We start from the raw sequence: 21,157 nt of genomic DNA on the forward strand, positions 1-21,157 counted from the left end.
AGTCAGACGCCTGTCCGCTGCGCAACTTGCCCCGAAAGCTGACAGAACCGGTAGAACAGGCTGGCGGTGAACAGCGATCCGAAACTGCGGCCCTGCTGATCCTTCAGGTTGGCGCCCGGCTTGCCCAGCGTCCGGCTGAAGTAGGTCGACAACTTCAATCCATCGGAACTGAGCGGCTGGTCATAGCCGATCCCGAGGATCCTGACCTCCTCCGGATCGATCATGGTGATGTGGCTGACGGTAAGCCGCTCGTTCATTCCCAGCACGCCGGCGGCGGAACCGCTGGCCATCATCTCGATGATGCCGGTCGGCTGCGATCCCCGGTTGTCCATCCCGACACTGCCGGCGAAGGTCTTGCGCGCCAGCTCGACCGTCGCGATTTCGCCCGGTCCCTTCGGCGGCGTGATCGAGCGGATGCTGATGCCCGGGATGTCGGTGAGCAGAAGCGCGTGGCGGTTGAGCGCCGCTATGGTCAGCGGCTGGACGTTGGCGACCCGGTTGGCGGTCCGGTACAGCAGGTCGCCGGGCGGCAGTTCCTTGCCGTCCAGCAATACCACCACCTTCGACGCCCAAATCTCCGTGACCTCGATTCGGGCCACGCCGTCGATGATCGACTGGGCGGGGATCTCCACATTGGGGGGCACGATGCCGTCGGCCTCGTATCGGCCGCGAATCTTGGCGGCGATGGCGTAGAGATCGGCCAGCGAAATCTCCTGGCCGATCGAGCCGGCGTAGAGTGGCGTCAGCACGTCGGCGCCGAACGTCGTGACGCCCGCCACCTCCAGCCGGTCGAGCCGAAACCGGATCAGCGCCGCGTCCATCGGCGGTTTGTCGTGGGACAGGCTTGGCGGCACCTCGATGCCGCCGCGTTCCTCGGCGGTCGATGCCCGCCGGCTCAGGCCCACCGTGACGGTGACGCTGTGGTCCGGCTCCACGTCGCTGTCCAGGTCGGTCACCGAGAGCCCCAGTTCCCGCTTCAGCCGGTCGCGGGCGCTCTGGAACACGGCATGGGACAAGGGCCGGTCGGCCTTGACGTCGGCGATGACGCGGTCCAGCACGGGATCGGACGGGGCCGGCGCGCCGTCGATCGTGACGATGGCGCGATCGACCGAGAACTCCTCGACCCGCAGCTTGACCGTGCCTCCGGTGATCTTCTGCGGCGGCACGCTGACCTTGGGTCGGAAATAGCCCTGGGCCTCATAGCGGCGGCCGACCGCGGCGGCGGCCTCGAAAACATCGAGCAGCGACACCGTGCGGCCGGAAAGATCCTTGCCGATCTCGTCCACCGCCGCCTGGGCGATCGGCGAGGGTTGTTCCAACTCGAACCCCTTGAAGGGGAACTGGATCGCGTCCGCGTTGCCGGGTGGCTTGGTCTGGTCGAGCAGGACCGGCACTTCCGGTTCGGTCGATGTCAGCGGACTGTCGGGCCGGGCGAATCGATCGTTGATCTTGTCGATGTCGGTCTCGCGCAGCAGCGCCGGATTGTTCGTAAAGGACGCGGGCGGCGTGACCTGCGCCGCCGCGGGCGCAACCGTCGAGACCATCGCTGGAAAGATCGACGCCACGACGATCAGGGGTAGCAAGGTGGATCGGCGCAACGCCGTGGTCCCGGATCGATCGCCTGGAAGGGCTCGTGGATCGTCGCGCGAAATGGTCATGATGAATGGCACCCGGCTGATATCTCGTCTGAAAGGGCGAGTACATCCAATTTGTACTAACTATGACTGTTCCAGAAAACAGAATTGTTCCTTTTTCGACGAGATCTCCTCATGATTTTCTATTATTCGAATAGGGCGGCGATGATGCGCCAATGAGGTGCGTGGGAAAGTCGATCAAAAAATTAACCAATATTCGCCATCCTCCCCGGCGTGATCGGCCTTATGGCGATGGAGGATGCGGGACATGGAAAATTCTCGGCGGACCGAGTGGAAGCAGGAATCGATGTGGACCTTCGCGGCCGCCTTGATCCTGATCGGCGGGGTGTTCGCCGTCGCCACCGTGCTCGACCAAGCCGGGGTCGGCGCCAAGGAGCCGGTCCGCGCCGCAATCATCCATGACAGGTCGTTCGAAGCGGCCCTGCTGCGCTTCGATCAGGAGATGGCGCGGACCCGCCCGGAGATGTTCGGCAGGTTCACCGATGGCGATGTCCGCATCCAAAGCTGCCTGGGCTTCCTGACCGCGACCGTCCGGCCCGACCGCCTGCGCTTCTTCACCGACAGCCCGAACGCCCGGCACTACGCCGACTGCCTGCCGTTGCGCGCCGCCCATCTGGGCAAGAACCCGCGCGACTTCATCGGACCGGAGGGCGCGCTGGGCCGAATCGTCCAGGACCGCCTGGATCCCTCCAAGCTGGCCGAGATCCTGCCGTCCTGGATCAAGCCGATGCGCCGCCTACGCGACGCGGGGGTGGAATCCATCGATGTCGGCCGCCATGGCGTGACGTTGCGCCACGGCGGCCAGACGGCCACGATCGACGTCGTGGCTTCCGCCGACATCGCCGGCCGCGGCTTGGAGGATTTGGTGGTGCGGGTGACCGGCGCCGGTGCCGCGCGCTACGCCATCCTGTCGCAGGACGCCGCCGGCGCGCTGGTCCCGATGGCCCCGGAAACCGTCATCGTGCGCGCCGGTCTGGGCAACCCGTCGGAGTGACCCTCGAAAGCCCAGGCCACGAGCCGGCTCAGGCGAGCTGCCCGGCGAGTTGGTCGGCCACTTGGTCGACCGCCTTCGCGGTGATCTCCACCACCTGATCGACCTCCGCCTTGGTGATGATCAGGGGCGGGGCGAAGCCCAGGATGTCGCCCTGGGGCATCGCGCGGGCGATCATGCCGCCGGCGAGGCAGGCGGCCGAGACTTGCGGGCCGACCTTCAGGTTCGGATCGAAGCGGCGCTTGGCGCCCCGGTCCGCGACGAACTCCAGCGCCGCCAGCAAACCGACGCCGCGGACCTGCCCGACCATGGGGTGGTCGTCGAAGGTCTCGTGGAGCCGGCTCTGGAGATAGGCCCCGACCTCGGCGGCGTTGCCGGTCAGGTTCTCGCCATCGACGATGTCCAGGTTGGCGTTGGCGGCGGCGGCGCAGACGGGGTGGGCGGAATAGGTCCAGCCATGGCCGATGGGGCCCAGCTTGTCCGACCCCTGTTCCAGTACGCGCCAGACCTTGTCGCCGACGATCACGCCTGACAGTGGCAGATAGGCGCTGGTGACGCCCTTGGCGATCGTGATCAGGTCGGGGCTGATGCCGTATTTGTCGCTGCCGAAATAGGCGCCGGTGCGACCGAACGCGGTCACCACCTCGTCGGCGATCAACAGCACGTCGTGGCGCGCCAGCACCTTCTGGATCTCGTCCCAATAACCCTCGGGCGGCGGCACGATGCCGCCGGTGCCCAGCACCGGCTCGCCGATGAAGGCGGCGACCGTCTCGGGACCTTCCGCCAGGATCATCTTCTCCAGTTCGGCGGCGCAGCGCTTGGAGAACTCCGCCTCGCTCTCGCCAGCCTCGCCGCCCCAGTAGTAATGTGGCGCCAGGGTGTGGAGGATGGGGGCCCGCGGCAGGTCGAAGGCGTTGTGGAACAGCTCCAACCCGGTCAGGCTGCCGGTCATGATGCCGGAGCCGTGATAGCCCCGCCAGCGCGAGATGATCTTCTTCTTTTCCGGCCGGCCAAGCACGTTGTTGTAGTACCAGACCAGCTTGATCTGGGTCTCGTTGGCGTCCGAACCGGACATTCCGTAATAGACGCGGGACATGCCGGCCGGGGCCTTGGCGATGATCCGCTCCGACAGCTTGATGACCGGCTCGTTACCGTGGCCGACATAGGTGTGGTAGTACGCGAGCTGGCTCGCCTGCTCGTGGATCGCGTCGGCGATCTCCGTCCTGCCATAGCCGACATTGACGCAGTACAGGCCGGCGAAGGCGTCCAGCGTCCGCTTGCCCTCGGTGTCCTCGATGTGGATGCCCTTGCCGCCGCGGATGATCCTGTTCGGCATCTCGCCCGCCGCGTGCTGGCGCATGTGTGTCGAGGGGTGGAAGACGTGCGCCCGATCCTGGGCCTGGAGCACGGCGGTGTGGTTGCTGGTCGTGGCGGTCATGGTGTCGTCTCCGTGAAAGTTCAGGCGTTCGGTTTCAGGCGTTCAGGCACAGGTATTTGACTTCGGTGAACTCCTCGAGCCCGAGGCGGCCGCCCTCGCGGCCGAGGCCGGACTGCTTGACGCCGCCGAACGGAACCGGGGCGCCGGTCAGCTTGACCCGGTTGACCGCGACCATCCCGTAGTCCAACGCGCGGGTCAGGCGCTGGACCCGCCCGTGATCGTTGGTGAACAGGTAGGCGGCGAGGCCGTATTCGCTGTCGTTGGCCAGCGCCGCGATGTCGTCGCCATCGTCGAACGCGACGATCGGGGCCACCGGGCCAAAGGTCTCCTCGCGGTAAATCAGCATGTCAGGCGTCACGCCGGTCAGCACGGTCGGCTGGAAGAACAGTCCACCCAGCGCGGGATCGACGCCGCCGCCCGTCGTCACCCGCGCTCCCTTGGAGACCGCGTCCTCGACATGCTCGCGGCATTTGTCGACCGCTCGGGCATGCATCAGAGGGCCAAGCTCGACCGCCGGGTCGAGCCCGTCGCCGATTTTCAGGGCCGCCGTGGCGCGGGTGAAGGCGGTGACGAAACGGTCGTGGATGCCGCGATGGACATAGATGCGGTTGGCCGCCAGGCAGTCCTGTCCCGTCGTGGCGAACTTGGCGGCCATGGCGCCGGCGACGGCCTTTTCCAGCTCCACATCCGGGAACAGGATGAACGGCGCGTGCCCGCCCAACTCCATCGACATCCGCTTGACCGTCGCGGCCCCGGCCGCCAGCAGCCGCTTGCCCACCGCCGTCGATCCGGTGAAGCTGAGCGCCCGCACGGTCGGGTTCGCGCACAGCTCGCCGACGATCGGTTCGGGAGCGCCGGTCACCACGGAGAACACCCCCGCGGGAACCCCGGCGCGTTCGGCCAGCTCGGCCAGCGCCAAGGCGGAGTAGGGGGTCTCCGACGCCGGCCGGACCACCATCGGGCAGCCGGCGGCCAAGGCCGCCGCGGCCTTGCGGGTGATCATGGCGGACGGGAAGTTCCACGGGGTCACGGCGGCGGTCACGCCGACCGGCTCCCGCCGAAGCACCATGGCGCAGTCGGCCAGATGCGGTGTCACGCCCTCGACGTTGGCGCGCTGGCCCTCCTCGGCGAACCACTCGACGAAGCTGGCGGCGTAGTCGATCTCGCCCCGCGATTCGGCCAGCGGCTTGCCCTGCTCGATCGTCATGACGATCGCCAGATCCTCGCGGTGCTCCAGCATCAGCTCGGCCCAGCGGCGCAAGACGCGGCCCCGCTCGCGCGGCAGGGTCGCCCGCCACGCCGGAAAGGCCGACACCGCCGCGGCCACCGCGTCGCGGGTCTCGGCGGCGCCCATGTCAGGCACGGTGCCGATCAAGGCGCCAGTGGCGGGGTTGGTCACCTCGACGACGGCACCGCTCCGGGCGGAACACCATTTGCCGCCGACATGGGCCCGCTCGCGGAACAGGCGCGGGTCGGCCAGCCGGGTCATGATGCTATCTGTGGTGTGGAAGGATCTCGCCAGCAAGGTCCGCTCTCCCCTCGTGTCCAGGGCTCCCGATATCAGCGCCAAGGCTAGCGCGGTTTGGGGAGAGAGGTTTTTCGAAGTCGGGGCGATCGGTGGAGGAAGTCTCCGTTCCGGCCCCGCTGGGCGGAGAGTTTCTCCGCTCCCTCAGTCGAGCAGGCTGTCCAGCGGCAACCCGGCCGATTGCTTGACCGGTTTGGTGACGATGTAGGTGAAGTACCGGTCGATGCCGATATCCTCGATCAGCAGGCGGTCGATCAGGCGCTGGTACGCGTCGACATCCCGCACCACGACCTTCATCACATAATCCAGCCCGCCGCCTGTCGCGTAACATTCGACGATCTCGGGAACATCGCGCACCGCCGTCTCGAACCGCTGGAAGTCGGCGTGCTGGTGGCGCTTCAGCGTGACCTCGACCAACACCAGGGTGGCGCGCGCCAGCTTGTCCAGGTCGAGCCTGGCGTGATAGCCGGAAATGATCCCGGCCTGTTCCAGCCTGCGCAGCCGTTCCCAGCACGGTGTCGGCGACAGGTTGATGGTCTCCGCCAACTTCAGCTTGGTCATGCGGCCCTCGCGCTGGAGGGCGGCGAGGATCTTGATATCCAGTTCGTCGAGCTTCATGCGCGAACTTTCCTTTGACATCGCAAGCGCGTCAATGACCATATTGAGCCGGTTCAATAGACCGGATTGATGTGGTCGCCTAGAGGTTGGCATGACAGAGTGGCTTCCCGTCCTGACCATCGGGCAGCGCGGCGGTACGCGGCACCAGACCAAGCACAAGGTGCTGACGGAGGCGATCATCGCCGATATCGAGGCCGGCAGGCTGGCGCAGGGCCAGCGGCTGCCCACCCACCGCGAGCTGGCGCTGCGGCTGGGCGTAAGCGTCCAGACGGTCAGCGCCAGCTACAAGGAGGTCGAGCGCCAAGGCTTCCTGCGCAGCGAGGTCGGCCGCGGCACCTTCGTCAAGGGCAGGGTCACCGACCGCGCCGGCCGCCACATGCTCGACAACCGTCCCAGCGACACGCTCGACCTGTCGATCGTCCGCGCCATCTTCACCGAACGGCACGAATCCTCCTCGCGGGCGCTGCTTTCGGCCATGGCGGAGGGCGACAACACCCCCTGGATGCGGCCCTGCCGGCCCGTCGCGGGGCTGGAGGCGCATCGGGCGGTGGGCGCCGGCTGGCTGACCCGGCTGGGCCTGCCGGGCGTGTCGCCTGATCGCATCCTGATCACCAACGGCACCTCGCACGGCATCTTCCTCGCCTTGGCGACCGTGGTGCAGCGGGACGACCTGGTGCTGACCGAGGCGCTGACCGACCATGGCGTGATAGGATTGTCCAACGTGCTGGGCTTCACCCTGTGCGGGTTGCCGACCGACCGCGAGGGCATCCTGCCCGACGCCTTCGAGGACGCCTGCCGCACCGCCAAGGTCAAGGCGCTGGTCTGCACGCCGACCTTCACCAACCCCACCAGCACCCTGATGGGTGCCCAGCGCCGCCGCCGGTTGGCGGAGATCGCGCGCGCCAACGGCGTCTACATCATCGAGGACGAGGTCTACCGTCCGCTGATCGAGGACGACCTGCCGTCGATCACCTCCTTCGTGCCGGAACTGGGGTTCTTCAGCACCAGCTTCACGAAATCGGTCATGACCGGGCTGCGCACCGGCTACCTGGTGGTGCCACGCCACTTCATCATCCGGGCGGCCAGCGTGCTGCGCGTGACCTGCTGGAGCGCCGTGCCCGTCGTGGCCGAGATGGCGGCCCGCTGGGTCGAGGACGGCACCGCCGACGAACTGCTCCGCGTCCAGCGCGACGAGATCCGCAAGCGACAGCGGCTGGTCAGCGAGATCCTAGGGCCGCATGTCGTGGGCGGTCATCCGTTGGCGCTCAGCGCGTGGCTGCGGGTTCCCGGCTATTGGACGGAGGAGGGGCTGATCCGGGCGCTGCGCGAGCGCGGCATCGCCGCGACCTCGTCCGAACCCTTCGTGGTCGAGGCGGGCGAGCCGCCCAACGCGATCCGCATCTGCGTTGGCGGCTCCATGACGCTGGAGACGCTGCGCGAGGCGCTGGAGATCATCGCGACCACCTTCGCCCAATATCCCGGCATCAACGACGCGGGTTTCGTCGCCTGACCCATCCCAAATCCGGTGAATATCGGCGTTTCCCCGCGCTATCGAAGTTTCATTGTCTCATGACAATGTAGCGATTGACCTGCATACCGGGGTGCTTATCCTTCGTTGCTGACGGAACCGAACGCCGGTTCCGCCAAGCGTCAACGGTGGCATGGGACCCCTTATGACCGCTCGCCCCCATCCGGTACCCCAAGATATTTACCGCGCCCGTCGGATGATCGCGGGCCATGTGGTGCGGACACCGCTGGTGCCGACCATCACCTTGTCGAACGACGCGGGCGTCCCGGTCCACCTCAAGCTGGAACACCAGCAGGTCACCGGCAGCTTCAAGCTGCGGGGCGCCGCCAACGCGCTGTTGTCGCTCGATCCGGAGCGGCGGGCGCGGGGTGTCGTGGCGGCTTCGACCGGTAATTTCGGCCGCGCCCTGGCCTTCGCGGCGTCGCAAGCTGGTGTGCCCGCCGTCATCTGCATGTCCAAGCTGGTTCCCGGCAACAAGGTCGAGGCGATCCGAGCGCTGGGAGCCGAGGTCCGCATCGTCGGCACCAGCCAGGACGACGCGCAGGAGGAGGTCGACCGCTTGTCCGCCGAGCATGGCATGGCGATGCTGCCGCCGTTCGACCATGCCGACGTCATCGCGGGGCAGGGCACGATCGGCCTGGAACTGCTGGAGGACCTGCCCGATCTGGAAACTGTCGTCGTGCCGCTGTCGGGCGGCGGCTTGCTGGCCGGCATCGCGCTGGCGGTCAAGTCGGCCAACCCGCGCGCCCGCCTGATCGGCGTCACCATGGAGCGGGGCGCCGCCATGCACGCCAGCCTCCGCGCCGGCATGCCCGTGTTGGTGGAGGAGGTCGAGAGCCTCGCCGACTCGCTGGGCGGCGGCGTCGGGTTGGCCAACCGGCACAGCTTCACCCTGGTCCGCGATCTGGTGGACGACGTCGTGCTGGTCTCCGAAACCCGGATCGCCGACGCGATCCGCTTCGCCTACCGCCAGGAACAGCAGGTGGTCGAGGGTGCGGGCGCCGTCGGCATCGCCGCGCTGATGGCCGGCCTGATCGAGCGACCCGGCCGAACCATCATCGTTCTGAGCGGCCGGAACATCGACATGAACCGCCACGCCGAGATCGTGAGCGGACAGCCCGCGGAGGCAACCCGTGCCTGACCTGAAGATACTGACCGAAGCGGAGTTGTGCGGCTGCGTGGCGCTCGACCTGGACGCCGTCGCCTGCGTCGAGGACTGCTTCCGAGCACTGGCGACCCAGGACGTCGCGATGCCGCCGATCCTGCGGCTCGACGTGCCGGACCATAACGGCGAGGTCGACGTCAAGACCGCCTATGTGCCGGGCGTCGAGAGCTTCGCGATCAAGATCAGCCCCGGCTTCTTCGACAATCCCAAGCTGGGCATCGCCAGCGTCAACGGCTTGATGATCCTGCTCAGCGCCCGCACCGGTCTGGTGGAGGCGATCCTGCTCGACAATGGCTATCTGACCGATGTCCGAACCGCCGCGGCCGGTGCTGTCGCCGCCAAGCACCTGTCGCGCCCCGACGCCCGGAGCGCCGGCATCATAGGCGCCGGCGTGCAGGCGGGATTGCAGCTCGACGCCCTGCGTCTGGTCCGCGATATCGACCACGTCCACCTGTGGGCGCGCGATCCCGACAAGGCGGCCCGCCGCGCCGATGACATGCGGAACCGCACAGGCTTGCCCGTCACGGTCCAGTCCGATCCCGCCGCCGTCGTGGCGGTCGCCGACATCGTGGTCACCACGACCCCCAGCCGGACGCCGCTGATCCAAGCCGCGTGGCTCCGCCCCGGCCAGCACATCACCGCGATGGGCTCGGACGCCGAGCACAAGAACGAACTGGCGCCCGACGTGCTGACCCACGCCGACCTCTACGTCGCCGACCGGCTCAAGCAATGCGCCATCCTGGGCGAGTTGCGGCACGCCATCGTGGCCGGCCATGTAACACCAGACGCCGTCTTCCCGGAACTTGGCCAAGTGATCGCCGGCCAGCATCCCGGCCGGACCTCGGCGGACCAGATCACCGTCTGCGACCTGACCGGCACCGGCGTGCAGGACACCGCGATCGCGACGCTGGCCCGCCAGCGCGCCGCCGAACGCGGCGTCGGCACGGCTTTCACCTCCTGATACTTCAGCATCGCCATCCAGGGCAGGACCACCGAGAAATGACACAGGTCTCGTTGAACTTCGAAAGATCGGAATACGCCGACCGCATCACCCGCACCCGGCGGGTCATGGCGGAGCGGGGGATCGATCTGCTGATCGTGACCGACCCGTCCAACATGCATTGGCTGACCGGTTACGATGGCTGGTCGTTCTATGTCCACCAATGCGTGCTGCTGCCGCTGGACGGCGATCCGCTCTGGTACGGCCGCGGTCAGGACGCCAACGGCGCTCGCCGGACGGTCTTCATGGCGGATGACAACATCATCGGCTATCCCGACCACTACGTCCAATCGACCGAGCGGCACCCAATGGACTTCCTGTCCGGGATCATCGAGTCCAAGGGCTGGGGCCGGCAGGCGATCGGCGTCGAGAAGGACAACTATTACTTCAGCGCCGCCTGCCTGGACTCCCTGCGCGCCAACCTGCCCAACGCGACGTTCAAGGACGCCACCGCCCTGGTCAACTGGCAACGCGCGGTCAAGTCGCCGCGCGAGATCGAGTATATGAACCGCGCCGCCCGGATCGTCGAGGCCATGCATGCCCGCATCCTCGACCTGGTCGAGCCGGGCATGCGGAAGAACGATCTGGTGGCGGAGATCCTGCACACGGCGGCGCGTGGCGCCGATGGCCATGGAGGGGATTACGCCGCCATCGTGCCGCTGCTGCCCTCGGGCATCGACGCCTCGGCGCCGCACCTCACCTGGGACGACCGCCGATTCAAGTCGGGCGAAGGGACGTTCTTCGAGATCGCCGGCTGCCACAAGCGGTATCACTGCCCACTGTCGCGGACGATCTACCTGGGCAAGCCGCCCCAGAAGTTCCTGGACACCGAGAAAGCCGTGCTCGACGGCATGGCGGCCGCCTTGGACGCCGCGAAGCCCGGCGCCACCTGCGAGGATGTCGAGGCGGCGTGGCGGAAGACGATCGCCAAATATGGCCTGGAGAAGGAAAGCCGCTGCGGTTATCCGATCGGCCTCAGCTATCCGCCGGACTGGGGCGAGCGCACCATGAGTCTGCGCCCCGGCGACAAGACCGTGCTGGAGGCCGGCATGTGCTTCCACCTCATCCCGGCCATCTGGCAGGATGATTGGGGCCTGGAGATCACTGAGAGCTTCCGGATCACCGACGGCGGTTCCGAGACTTTCTGCCGCTATCCCCGTCAGCTGTTCGTCAAGGATTGATGCGATGGGATCCATGACGCTGGGCCAGCGCCCCTCGCCGATCACGCCGACCGTCGATTTCGACCGCGACGGCGTCCAGCACGGCTTTCTCAAGCTGCCGCACTCGCACGACCAGTCGGCCTGGGGTTCGATCATGATCCCCGTCACCGTGGTGAAGCGCGGGACGGGGCCGACCGCGCTGCTGACCGGCGGCAACCATGGCGACGAGTACGAGGGACCGGTGGCTCTGCTCAAGCTGGCCAACCAGTTGAAGGCGGAGGACGTCACCGGGCGCGTCATCATCGTTCCGGCGATGAACTTCCCGGCATTCGCCGCCGGACGCAGGACCTCGCCGATCGACGCCGGCAACCTCAACCGATCGTTTCCCGGCAAGCCGGATGGAACGGCGACGCAAAAAATCGCCGATTACTTTCAACGAACTCTGCTTCCCTTGGCGGATGTCGTGCTGGACTTCCACTCCGGTGGTAAAACGCTGGATTTCGTCCCCTTCGCCGCCGCCCACGTGCTGGAGGACAAGGACCAGCAAGCCGCCTGCGTCGCCGCGATGGAGGCTTTCTCGGCACCTTACTCCATGATGATGCTCGAGATCGACAGTGTCGGGATGTACGACAGCGCCGCCGAGGAGATGGGCAAGGTTTTCGTCACGACCGAACTGGGCGGCGGCGGAACCGCCACCGCCCGAACCATTGAAATCGCGGAGCGGGGTATCCGCAACGTGCTGAGGCACGCCAGCATCCTGACGGGGCGGCCCAAGATCACCGACGGCATCCGCATGGACATGCCCGGCCCCGAATGCTTCACCACGGCGGAGGACGATGGCGTGCTGGAGATGTGCGTCGACCTCGGCCAGACCGTTGCCGCGGGAAACGTCATCGCCCGCATCCACGCGCTGGACAGGACCGGCGTCGCCCCCAAGGAATACCGGGCCGCGATGGATGGAATCCTGGCCGCCCGGCACTTTCCCGGGATCGTCCGAACGGGCGACACGCTGGCTGTCGTGGCGGTTCGGCTATGATGGCGTCGTCTGACACCTGTATACAGGATCCCGTGAAAGGGTCGAAAAACCGAGGGATTTGGCGGCAAACATTACGGCTAGATGTATACAAATATTGCGGTATGCAGCATAGCGGCGTACAATAACCTCAACAACGATGAGGCCGCGGAAGCGGCCCGCCTCACCAAACAGAGAGGGTTCACGATGGGTAAGATCACGTCATTCGGGCGGTTCGCCGCCGCCACGCTCGCCGTCGCTGGCATCGCGCTGAGCTCGATGGCGGCCTCCGCGGAAACGACGCTGGAGCGCGTCAAGCGCACCGGCGAGATCCGGGTCGGCTTTGCCAACGAGGCGCCGTTCGGGTATCAGACCACCGACGGAAAGCTTACCGGCGAGGCGCCGGAAGTCGCCAAGGTGGTCCTTGGAAAGCTGGGCGTCACCAAGGTCGAGGGCGTCCTGACCGAGTTCGGCGCCTTGATCCCAGGGCTGCGGGCTGGCCGCTTCGATTTGATCGCCGCCGGCATGTACATCACGCCGCCGCGCTGCAAGCAGGTGCTGTTCTCCGAACCCAGCTATTCGATCGGCGAGGCCTTCGCGGTCGCCGCCGGCAATCCGAAGAAGCTGGGGGGCTACGAGGACGTCGCGAAGAACCCGCAGGTGAAGCTCGGCGTCATGGCCGGTGCCGTCGAGGCCGGCTATGCCCGCAAGATGGGTGTCTCCGAGCCGCAGCTGATCGTCTTCCCCGATGGCCCCAGCGCGCTGGCCGGAGTGCGGACCGGCCGGGTCGACGCCTATGCCGGCACCGCGCTGACGATCCAGGATCTGCTGTCCAAGAACGGCGATGGCCTGGAACGCGCCGAGCCGTTCAAGGACCCGGTGATCGACGGCGAGAGCATCCGCGGCTATGGCGCCTTCGGTTTCCGCCCGGAAGACAAGGACTTCCACGAAGCCTTCAACAAGGAATTGATCGCCTTCCGCGGCGGCGACGCCCACTTGGCCCTGGTCGAGCCATTCGGCTTCACCAAGACCGAGATGCCGGAGCGGACCACGGCGGATCTTTGCGCCGCCAAGTGATCGCAGCCTCTCCCCGGTGACAGGCGACGAGGCGGGTCCGGTCGCGACCCGCACGTTCGTCCATCCCACCTGTCCAATCCTGTGACGGAAAGGTCGACGCCGTCATGCTTCTCCCGATCGAGTTCTACGGCAACCTCCTCCAGGGCGCCTGGACCACCATCCAGATCACGGCCATGGCGGGGCTGCTCGCCTTCGTCTGCGCGCTGCTGGCGGGGCTTGGCCGAATGTCATCCTGGCGCGCGGTGCGCTGGATCTCGGTGACCTATGTCGAGTTCTTCCGCGGCACTTCGGCGCTGGTCCAGCTGTTCTGGCTGTTCTACGCTTTGCCGCTGTTCGGCCTGACGCTGTCGCCCATGGTGGTGGCCGTGATCGGGCTGGGCCTGCACATCGGAGCCTACGGGGCGGAGGTGGTGCGGAGCGCCATCCAGGCCATCCCGAAGGGCCAGCACGAGGCGGCCCTGGCGCTCAACATGTCGCCGGGTCTGGCGATGCGGCGGATCATCCTGCCGCAGGCCACCATCGCGATGCTGCCGCCGTTCAACAACCTGATGATCGAGTTGCTGAAGGCGACGGCGCTGGTCTCGCTGATCACCATCACCGACCTGACCTTCCAGGGCCAGCTCTTGAACACGGCGACGCTGAGGACCGCCCAGATCTTCGGGGCGGTGCTGATCATCTATTTCCTGATCGCGATCGCCATCACCAGCGCCTTCAGGATGCTGGAACGCCGGTTGTCGGTCGGACGGGGCAGGCGGATGGCGCGATGATCTGGGATTGGGATTACGCCTTCGCCGTGGCGCCGAAACTGCTGGACGCCCTGATCGTCACGGTCCAGGCGGCGCTGGCCGGTTTTGCGATAGCCCTGGTGCTGGGATTGCTGATCGCCCTGGCGCGGCGGTCCAGGTTCCTGTGGCTGTCCCTGCCGGTGGCAGGCGCCGCGGAGTTCATCCGCTCGACGCCGCTGCTGGTGCAGCTCTATTTCCTGTTCTTCGTCATGCCGGGCTTCGGCTTCCAGATGAGCCCGTTCCTGACCGGGGTGATCGGGCTGGGCCTGCACTACGCGACATACACCGCCGAGGTCTACCGCGCCGGGCTGGACGCCGTGCCGCGTGGCCAGTGGGAAGCGTCCGTGGCGCTCGACTTCAGCCCCTTCCATACCCTGCGCGCGATCATCCTGCCTCAGGCCCTGCCGCCGGTGATCCCGGTGCTCGGCAACTACCTGATCGCCATCTTCAAGGACACGCCGCTGCTGTCGGCGATCACGGTCCTCGAAATGATGCAGGTCGCCAAGATCGAGGGGTCGGAGACTTTCCAGTACCTGGAGCCGCTGACCATCGTCGGCCTGCTGTTCCTGATCGTCAGCCTGATCTCGGCGCTGCTGATCGGCCGCCTCGAACGTCACCTCGGCACGCTTCGCCGGACCTGACCCCACCAGCACCGGAGACCCGCCCGATGACCACGACCTCCGCCTTGCGAGACCCCGCCGCCGGTACGCCGGCACTGGACGCCGCCCGCCCGATGATCCGCTTCAAGGGCATCTCTAAGGCGTTCGGCAGTCTGACCGTCCTGGACAACCTGGACCTCGACATAGCGCCCGCCGAGAAGGTCGCTCTGATAGGCCCGAGCGGTTCCGGCAAATCGACGCTGCTGCGCGTGCTGATGACCTTGGAACGGCCGGACACGGGGTCGATCGAGATCGACGGAGCGCCGCTGTGGCACATGCCCGGGAAGGGAGGCGCGAAAAACGGTGGACTGGTGCCCGCCGACGCCGGCCACCTGCGCGAGATGCGGAAGAACGTCGGCATGGTGTTCCAGCAGTTCAACCTGTTCCCGCACATGACCGTGCTGCGAAACGTCACCGAGGCGCCGGTCCACGTGCTGGGGATCGGCAAGGACGAGGCCGAGGCGCGGGCGCGCGACCTGCTGGAGTTGGTGGGATTGCGCGACAAGCTGGGTCATTACCCGGCGCAGCTTTCCGGCGGGCAGCAGCAGCGGGTCGCCATCGCCCGCGCGCTGGCGATGCGGCCGCGCGTCATGCTGTTCGACGAGGTGACCTCGGCGCTCGACCCCGAGACGGTCGGCGAGGTGCTGAACGTCATCCGCAAGCTCGCCGAGGAGCACAACCTGACCATGCTGATGGTCACCCACCAGATGGGGTTCGCGCGGGAGTTTGCGGATCGCGTCTGTTTCTTCTATCAAGGACGGATCTGTGAACAGGGTCCGCCGGACCAACTGTTCAACCATCCGCGCGAGGAACGCACCCAGGCGTTCCTGCGGGCCGTGCTCGAAAGCTGAAACGGGATCATGACCGACCCGAACCTCGCCGAAACCTTGGACGATGACGACCTGCCACAGACCGGCAGACGTCGGCGGAGCCAGCCCACGGCGGCGCGGCGGCGGTTCGACACGATCTACGGCGAGATCCGCGACCGGATCTGCCTGCTGCGCTACCCGCCCGGCCACACCCTGGGCGAGACGGAACTGGCGCGCGAGTTCGGCATCAGCCGGACCCCCATCCGCCGGGTGCTGCAACGGCTGGAGCACGAGGGGCTGGTCGAAAGCCGGCAGGGCATCGGCACCATCGTCACCCTGATCGACTTCGAGGAGCTGCGGGAGATCGACGACCTGCGGATGAAGCTGGCGGAGATCAGCGGCGCGCTGTCGCCCATCCCACGCGGCCACGCGGATGTGGAGCGCATGAGGAAGCTGCGGGAGCGATGCGCCAAGATCAGGTCCCGGATCGACCTGGAGGAGTTCGGCCGCCTCAACATCGCGGTCCAGCAGGAACTGTCCTGCTCGATCGGCAACCTGCCGCTGCGCGACATCAGTGACCGCCTGTTCTTCCAGACCGCCCGGATGTGGCTACAGCTCCTCCCCATGATGAACTGGCCGGAGGAGGTCGACGCGTTCAGCAACGAGATTTCGGATCTCATCCAGGCGATGGAGTTGAACGACCTGGGCAGCCTGCACTACATAAGGCGCAATCATATCTCCATGAGCCGAATGCGGATGAAGGGCTACTTCGGTCAGTGACCTCGGAAGCCTAGGCTGGACGCCCCAACCAGCGGACGAAGGAGTTATATAACAAGCGCACTTATGCTGGTTGTATTGATCCGCTATCGTGTCTTTCCCAAGCCCCCGAAAACTGTCGGTTGGGGCTGGCGAACCGTCAGACCGAAGCGAATCGGAAACGACCAAATGCGGATCTCGACTGGCAACGACAAACGCGAAGGGGTCTGGCCCGAAGGGCCCGGCAACAGGTCGCGGCTGCGTTCCAAGCAGGGTAGACGCGCCGTCACGACCGTCGCTCCCTTGGGTGTTTCCCAATATTTCCGGCCGGCCACCGTGGCCCGCCATGGCCAACGCAGCGTTCCCTGCGCTCCGCCCTGACCCGTTGAGGACGGCGTCGCGCCAGCCGCGACCAACACCCGCACTCCGTCTTCTCGGTCATGTCGCACCGGGCAGCCCTTACCGGGGTGCCCGCCCGGTCGATCCTTGGGCAAATCCATCATGTCAGACACCCTGCCAGGCAGGGCCGCGCGGCGATTCAACATCGCCTTCGCGGCTTGGTGCCTCTGTTTCCTCGTGGCTGGCGCCGCGGGGCTGGCGACGCTCGCGGCCACCAACCGGCTGCCAGCACCCCCGATCACCGCCACCAACTGCATCGACGAGAAGTTCAAGTTCCTCCATGAGACGACCATCCGCGAGCCCAGCCTGATCGCCGTCGGCTCGTCCGTCACGTGGCGCAACCTCGATTTCTCAATCTTCGAGCAGCGGTATGGCAAGGCGGTCCAGCCGCTCAACGCGGCCCCCTGTTTCCTGCATGTCGATCAGACCGCGTTCCTAACCGATTTCCTGCTGGACGGCATGCCCAGCGTCAAGACGGTGCTATCCGTCTTCTCCATGCGTGATTTCCAGTCCTGTCCCGCCGGGGGAGGCGCGTTCTTCAAACCGGAGGACGCCCGCGACTACGTCTTCGGCGGCTCCGACGCGTGGCACCTGTATTTCAAGAACTTCCGGCCGAACGCCTTCCTGCGCGACGTGGTCAATCTGGCGGAGATGCGGTCGGGCGAACTGATCGACGCTCCCCTGGTGATGGACCGCTACGGCTCCGGGCCATTGAAACTGCCGGAAGGCGATATCCGCGACAATGTCTCGGTCGATCCCGCCTGCATGACCCATCTGCGGGCCATGAGCGACATGCTGGCCCGCCGCGGCATCGAGTTCGTCGTCGTCCTGTTTCCGCCCATGCCAAGCTGGATCGAGGCCTACGATCCCGGCGGAGCGCGCGACGCCGCGTTCCGCGCCGACGTATCGCGGCACCTCAACCTGCTGAACACCGTCCTAATCGACACGACCAAGGGATTGAACCTGAAGGACTCGGATTTCACGGATCACGCCCACCTGCAATGGTCGTCCGTGCCGATCCTGACCGAGCACGTGATCTCCCAAATGGACAGTACGGAGCGCGGCTTCGCGGCGGGGGACAAGAACCATGCTCTTTAACTCCTGGATCTTCATCGGCGTTTTCCTGCCGGTGACGCTGATCGTCTTCCGCCTGCTCGTCCCGCTCACCAGCGGTCCCCGCCTCCCGATGCTGTGGCTGACACTGGCCTCGATCTTCTTCTACGGCTGGTGGAACCCACTCCACGTGCCGCTGCTGCTCGCCAGCGTGCTGGTCAACCACGCGGTCGGGCGGCGGATCTCGCCCTCCTCGGGAGGTGCGCCGGGGAACCGGCGCGCCCTGATGTTCGCAGGCGTCACGGCGAACCTGCTCCTGCTTGGCTACTTCAAGTATTCGGTCTTCGTGATGGGTAATGTCGGCGCCCTGGCCGGGATCGATTTTGGACTGCGGGCGATCGTCCTGCCGCTCGGGATCTCGTTCTTCACGTTCCAGCAGGTGGCGTACCTGGTCGACGCGACGGAGGGCCGGTCCGCCGACTACGGTTTGATCGACTACTGTCTGTTCGTGACGTTCTTTCCCCAGTTGATCGCCGGTCCGATCGTCCACCACAAGGACTTGATGCCGCAATTCGCCAAGCCGGAGAACCTGCGCTTCAGCCACGAGGGTCTGGCGTTGGGTCTGGCTTTCTTCACCATGGGATTGTGGAAGAAGGTCGTGCTGGCCGACCAGCTCGCGACCTACGCGACTCCCGTCTTCAGCGCCGCCACGACACAGGCGCTGACCGCGTCGGAGGCTTGGACCGGGGCGCTGACCTATTCCATGCAGCTCTACTTCGATTTCTCCGGCTATTCCGACATGGCGATCGGGCTGGGCTTGCTGTTCGGCATCAAGCTGCCGTTCAACTTCAACTCGCCCTACCAAGCGACCGACATCATCGACTTCTGGCGCCGCTGGCACATCACGCTGTCGGAGTTCCTGCGCGACTACCTCTACATCCGGCTTGGCGGCAACCGGAAGGGCAAGACACGGCGTTACGTCAACCTGTTCCTGACCATGCTGCTGGGCGGAATCTGGCACGGCGCCGGCTGGACCTTCGTCATCTGGGGCGCCCTCCACGGCATGTTCCTGATCGTCAACCACGCCTGGCGCGCGGTTCGCGCCAAGCTGGGCATGACGGGGGAGGGTGGCGTTTGGGCCGCGCGCGCCGTCACCTTCCTGTGCGTCACCGTCGCCTGGGTCTTCTTCCGCGCGACATCGCTGGACGAGGCCTTCGCCATGCTCCACGCCATGACCGGGGCCAACGGCTGGACGACGGGAGAGGTCAGCCTCCAATCGCCGGCCGACATCTTCCAATATCGCCACGAGATCCTGATCGCGGCGCTCCTGGGGGTCTGCATGCTGGCGCCCAACTCCCAGACATGGCTGCTCGGCATGGCCGAGGTGGGCAGGGGAGTCGGTAGGGGTTGGCGGCTGACGCCCGCTCGAGCCGGCGTGGCGGCGTGCTGCTTCCTGTTCACCCTGACCCGCTTGTCGGCGGTCAGCGAGTTCATCTACTTCAACTTCTAAGGCGGGAGACCAATCCGTCCCGGTGCTGGAACGATCCGCCGTGTCTCCGATTGAATAAGGAGGGCTTCACGGAACGGTCCAGCACCATGACGACCAGCACCAGCCAGACACACGGTACCGTCGTCGGCTATCCGACCATCGCGCGGGCGAAGCGGCGTCCGCACGAGACCGAAACCCGCGCGCTGATCTCCCGCAAGCTCGCGGCACTCAAGGGCTGTGGCTTCGCCGGCGACTTCGATCCATCCCGAACATATCCGGGGCCGCTCTACCACGTCCCGGACGAGACCCTGGTCGAGCCCGGCATCGCGGACCGGCTCGGCATCCGAAGCGAGCATGACCTGTTCGGCGGCGTCGTGCCGCACGCCTTCGTCGCGACCAAGGCGATCACCCACCCGCTGGTCGATCCCGCCGCGGCGGCGCCGGCCGGATGGTCCCACGCTTTCGCCAGCCGGATCGCCGACGCCGTCCTGGCCGGTTTCACCGTCTTCTCCGAGGCTGACGCCCACATCGCCTTCGCCAAGCTGCTGGCCGAAGGGCCGGTGCGGATCAAGCCGGTCCACGAGAAGGGTGGACAGGGCCAGAGCGTCGCCCGTACCGAGGCCGAGCTGACCGAGGCGCTGGCGGTCATCGACCGCGACGAACTGGCGGCCTGCGGTCTGGTGCTGGAGGAGAACCTCGCCGAGGTCGAGACGCACAGCGTCGGTCAGGTCCGCGTCGCCGACCTGACCGTCAGCTATTTCGGAACCCAGCGCCTGACCCCGAACAACCGGGGCGTCCAGGTCTATGGCGGTACCGAATTGCTGGCCGTGCGTGGCGGCTACGCGGAGTTGACCAAGCTGGACTTGCCCGAAGCGGCCAAGACCGCGATCACGCAAGCCTGCGCCTACGACACCGCCGCCATGGAGACCTTCCCCGGCATGTTCGTGTCGCGGCGTAATTACGACATCGCCGTGGGTTTCGACGCCAAGGGCCGGCATCGGAGTGGCGTGCTCGAACAGTCGTGGCGGCTGGGTGGTGCCAGCGGCGCGGAGATCGCGGCGTTGGAAGGCTTCCGCGCCAATCCCCGGGCGATGGCGCTGCGGACCGCGACGGTCGAGCTCTACGGTGAGGGCCGCCAGCCGCCGTCGGACGCCACGATCTATTTTCATGGCGTCGATGAGCATGCCGGACCCCTTCTCAAGTACACCGTGACGGAAAGACCATGACGACCACCGATGAGACGATCGACATCCCCGTTGGCCCCGACAGGATCGCCGGCACCTTCGTGACACCCGAGACGCGGTTGCCCGCCGCCCTGCTGGTCCATGGCTGGGGCGGCACCCAGGAACAGTATCTGGCGCGGGCCCGGGAGATCGCGGCGCTCGGCTGCGTCTGCCTGACCATCGACCTGCGCGGCCATGGCCGGACGGAGGGCCAATACGAGACCGTGACGCGCGAGGACAACCTCAACGACCTGCTGGCCGCCTATGACAGGCTCGCCAGCCATCCCGCCGTCGATCCCCACTCCATCGCGGTGGTCGGGAGCAGTTATGGCGGCTACCTCGCGACCATCGTCAGCTCCCTCCGCCCGGTCCGCTGGCTGGCGCTGCGGGCACCCGCCCTATATCGGGACGAGGATTGGATGATGCCGAAGCGGAAGCTCGACAAGGCGGAGATCGACGCCTATCGCCGGACCCGCGTCACGCCCGACCGCAACCGGGCCTTGGCCGCCTGCGCCGAGTTCACCGGCGACGCTCTGGTGGTCGAGTGCGAATGCGACACCATCGTGCCCCATCCCGTCATCACCAACTACCGCGCCGCCTTCGACAAGGTCCATTCGCTGACATACCGGGTGATAAAGGGTGCCGATCACGGACTTTCCGACAACGCGGCGCAGCAGGCCTACACCACGCTCCTGGTGACCTGGGCGGCGGAGATGATCGTCGGCTCGCGGAAAAACGACGCCTCGGCTCCAGTGACAGGTTGGTGACAGGTTCCGCTGGTAGGGTTCCCCCAACGAATGATCCGCCGCCCGCGA

Annotated in this window: 19 protein-coding genes; 15 read left to right on the top strand and 4 right to left on the bottom strand. The window is 66.5% G+C overall.

Annotation, left to right across the window (positions count from 1 at the left end; genetic code table 11):
* Nucleotides 1–2: 2 nt before the first annotated feature.
* Nucleotides 3–1,658 carry a POTRA domain-containing protein gene (locus N825_RS30455; protein ID WP_084165201.1) on the bottom strand — a complete coding sequence of 552 codons (1,656 nt, stop codon included), beginning with the start codon at nt 1,656–1,658 and terminating at the stop codon, nt 3–5.
* 244 nt (nt 1,659–1,902) lie between these two features.
* Here N825_RS30455 and N825_RS30460 point away from each other — a divergent pair, with 244 nt between their 5' ends.
* Nucleotides 1,903–2,649 carry a hypothetical protein gene (locus N825_RS30460; protein WP_157619650.1) on the top strand — a complete coding sequence of 249 codons (747 nt, stop codon included), beginning with the start codon at nt 1,903–1,905 and terminating at the stop codon, nt 2,647–2,649.
* A gap of 28 nt (nt 2,650–2,677) precedes the next feature.
* On the opposite strand, the gene N825_RS30465 is transcribed toward N825_RS30460, so the two are convergent.
* The 3 genes from N825_RS30465 to N825_RS30475 all read right to left on the bottom strand — a co-directional run bounded on the left by N825_RS30465 (nt 2,678) and on the right by N825_RS30475 (nt 6,227).
* Complete coding sequence (locus N825_RS30465) at nt 2,678–4,084, bottom strand: aspartate aminotransferase family protein (protein WP_037460118.1); 1,407 nt, start codon at nt 4,082–4,084, stop codon at nt 2,678–2,680.
* A 34-nt stretch (nt 4,085–4,118) separates the two neighbouring features.
* Nucleotides 4,119–5,609 (bottom strand): NAD-dependent succinate-semialdehyde dehydrogenase, encoded by a 1,491-nt coding sequence (locus N825_RS30470; protein ID WP_342666058.1) that lies wholly within the window; start codon nt 5,607–5,609, stop codon nt 4,119–4,121.
* 144 nt (nt 5,610–5,753) lie between these two features.
* Nucleotides 5,754–6,227, bottom strand: coding sequence for an Lrp/AsnC family transcriptional regulator (locus N825_RS30475; RefSeq protein ID WP_037460178.1), 474 nt, complete (start codon nt 6,225–6,227; stop codon nt 5,754–5,756).
* Nucleotides 6,228–6,318: 91 nt separating this feature from the next.
* Between N825_RS30475 and ehuR the strand changes: the two genes are divergently transcribed.
* From ehuR to N825_RS30545, 14 genes are all read left to right on the top strand, one after another.
* Complete coding sequence (gene ehuR, locus N825_RS30480) at nt 6,319–7,737, top strand: MocR-like ectoine utilization transcription factor EhuR (protein ID WP_037460120.1); 1,419 nt, start codon at nt 6,319–6,321, stop codon at nt 7,735–7,737.
* Between the two features lie 163 nt (nt 7,738–7,900).
* Complete coding sequence (gene eutB / locus N825_RS30485) at nt 7,901–8,896, top strand: hydroxyectoine utilization dehydratase EutB (protein ID WP_037460121.1); 996 nt, start codon at nt 7,901–7,903, stop codon at nt 8,894–8,896.
* Nucleotides 8,889–9,881, top strand: a complete 993-nt coding sequence (locus N825_RS30490) for a cyclodeaminase (protein WP_037460122.1) — start codon at nt 8,889–8,891, stop codon at nt 9,879–9,881. Before eutB ends, N825_RS30490 begins: the two co-directional genes overlap by 8 nt.
* Before the next feature lie 38 nt (nt 9,882–9,919).
* The gene (gene doeA / locus N825_RS30495) at nt 9,920–11,101 is read left to right on the top strand and encodes an ectoine hydrolase DoeA (protein ID WP_037460124.1); all 1,182 of its coding nucleotides are present in this window, start codon (nt 9,920–9,922) and stop codon (nt 11,099–11,101) included.
* A 4-nt stretch (nt 11,102–11,105) separates the two neighbouring features.
* Nucleotides 11,106–12,116 carry a N(2)-acetyl-L-2,4-diaminobutanoate deacetylase DoeB gene (gene doeB / locus N825_RS30500; protein WP_157619651.1) on the top strand — a complete coding sequence of 337 codons (1,011 nt, stop codon included), beginning with the start codon at nt 11,106–11,108 and terminating at the stop codon, nt 12,114–12,116.
* Nucleotides 12,117–12,299: 183 nt separating this feature from the next.
* Complete coding sequence (gene ehuB / locus N825_RS30505; protein WP_037460125.1) at nt 12,300–13,169, top strand: ectoine/hydroxyectoine ABC transporter substrate-binding protein EhuB; 870 nt, start codon at nt 12,300–12,302, stop codon at nt 13,167–13,169.
* Nucleotides 13,170–13,273: 104 nt separating this feature from the next.
* Nucleotides 13,274–13,936, top strand: a complete 663-nt coding sequence (ehuC, locus tag N825_RS30510; protein WP_037460127.1) for an ectoine/hydroxyectoine ABC transporter permease subunit EhuC — start codon at nt 13,274–13,276, stop codon at nt 13,934–13,936.
* A complete protein-coding gene (ehuD, locus tag N825_RS30515) occupies nt 13,933–14,595 on the top strand; it encodes an ectoine/hydroxyectoine ABC transporter permease subunit EhuD (RefSeq protein ID WP_037460129.1) in 663 nt (220 codons plus the stop codon). The genes ehuC and ehuD overlap by 4 nt, the downstream gene beginning before the upstream one ends.
* Nucleotides 14,596–14,621: 26 nt before the next feature.
* Nucleotides 14,622–15,464 (top strand): ectoine/hydroxyectoine ABC transporter ATP-binding protein EhuA, encoded by an 843-nt coding sequence (ehuA, locus tag N825_RS30520; protein ID WP_037460130.1) that lies wholly within the window; start codon nt 14,622–14,624, stop codon nt 15,462–15,464.
* 9 nt (nt 15,465–15,473) lie between these two features.
* Complete coding sequence (locus tag N825_RS30525; RefSeq protein ID WP_084165202.1) at nt 15,474–16,202, top strand: GntR family transcriptional regulator; 729 nt, start codon at nt 15,474–15,476, stop codon at nt 16,200–16,202.
* A 477-nt stretch (nt 16,203–16,679) separates the two neighbouring features.
* Nucleotides 16,680–17,675, top strand: coding sequence for a hypothetical protein (locus N825_RS30530; protein WP_037460131.1), 996 nt, complete (start codon nt 16,680–16,682; stop codon nt 17,673–17,675).
* Nucleotides 17,665–19,140, top strand: coding sequence for an MBOAT family O-acyltransferase (locus N825_RS30535; RefSeq protein ID WP_037460132.1), 1,476 nt, complete (start codon nt 17,665–17,667; stop codon nt 19,138–19,140). Before N825_RS30530 ends, N825_RS30535 begins: the two co-directional genes overlap by 11 nt.
* A gap of 86 nt (nt 19,141–19,226) precedes the next feature.
* Nucleotides 19,227–20,345, top strand: coding sequence for a DUF3182 family protein (locus tag N825_RS30540; protein ID WP_037460183.1), 1,119 nt, complete (start codon nt 19,227–19,229; stop codon nt 20,343–20,345).
* A complete protein-coding gene (locus N825_RS30545) occupies nt 20,342–21,109 on the top strand; it encodes an alpha/beta hydrolase family protein (RefSeq protein WP_037460134.1) in 768 nt (255 codons plus the stop codon). The genes N825_RS30540 and N825_RS30545 overlap by 4 nt, the downstream gene beginning before the upstream one ends.
* Nucleotides 21,110–21,157: the final 48 nt, after the last annotated feature.

The sequence above is a fragment of the Skermanella stibiiresistens SB22 genome (assembly GCF_000576635.1).
Classification (GTDB): Bacteria; Pseudomonadota; Alphaproteobacteria; order Azospirillales; family Azospirillaceae; genus Skermanella; species Skermanella stibiiresistens.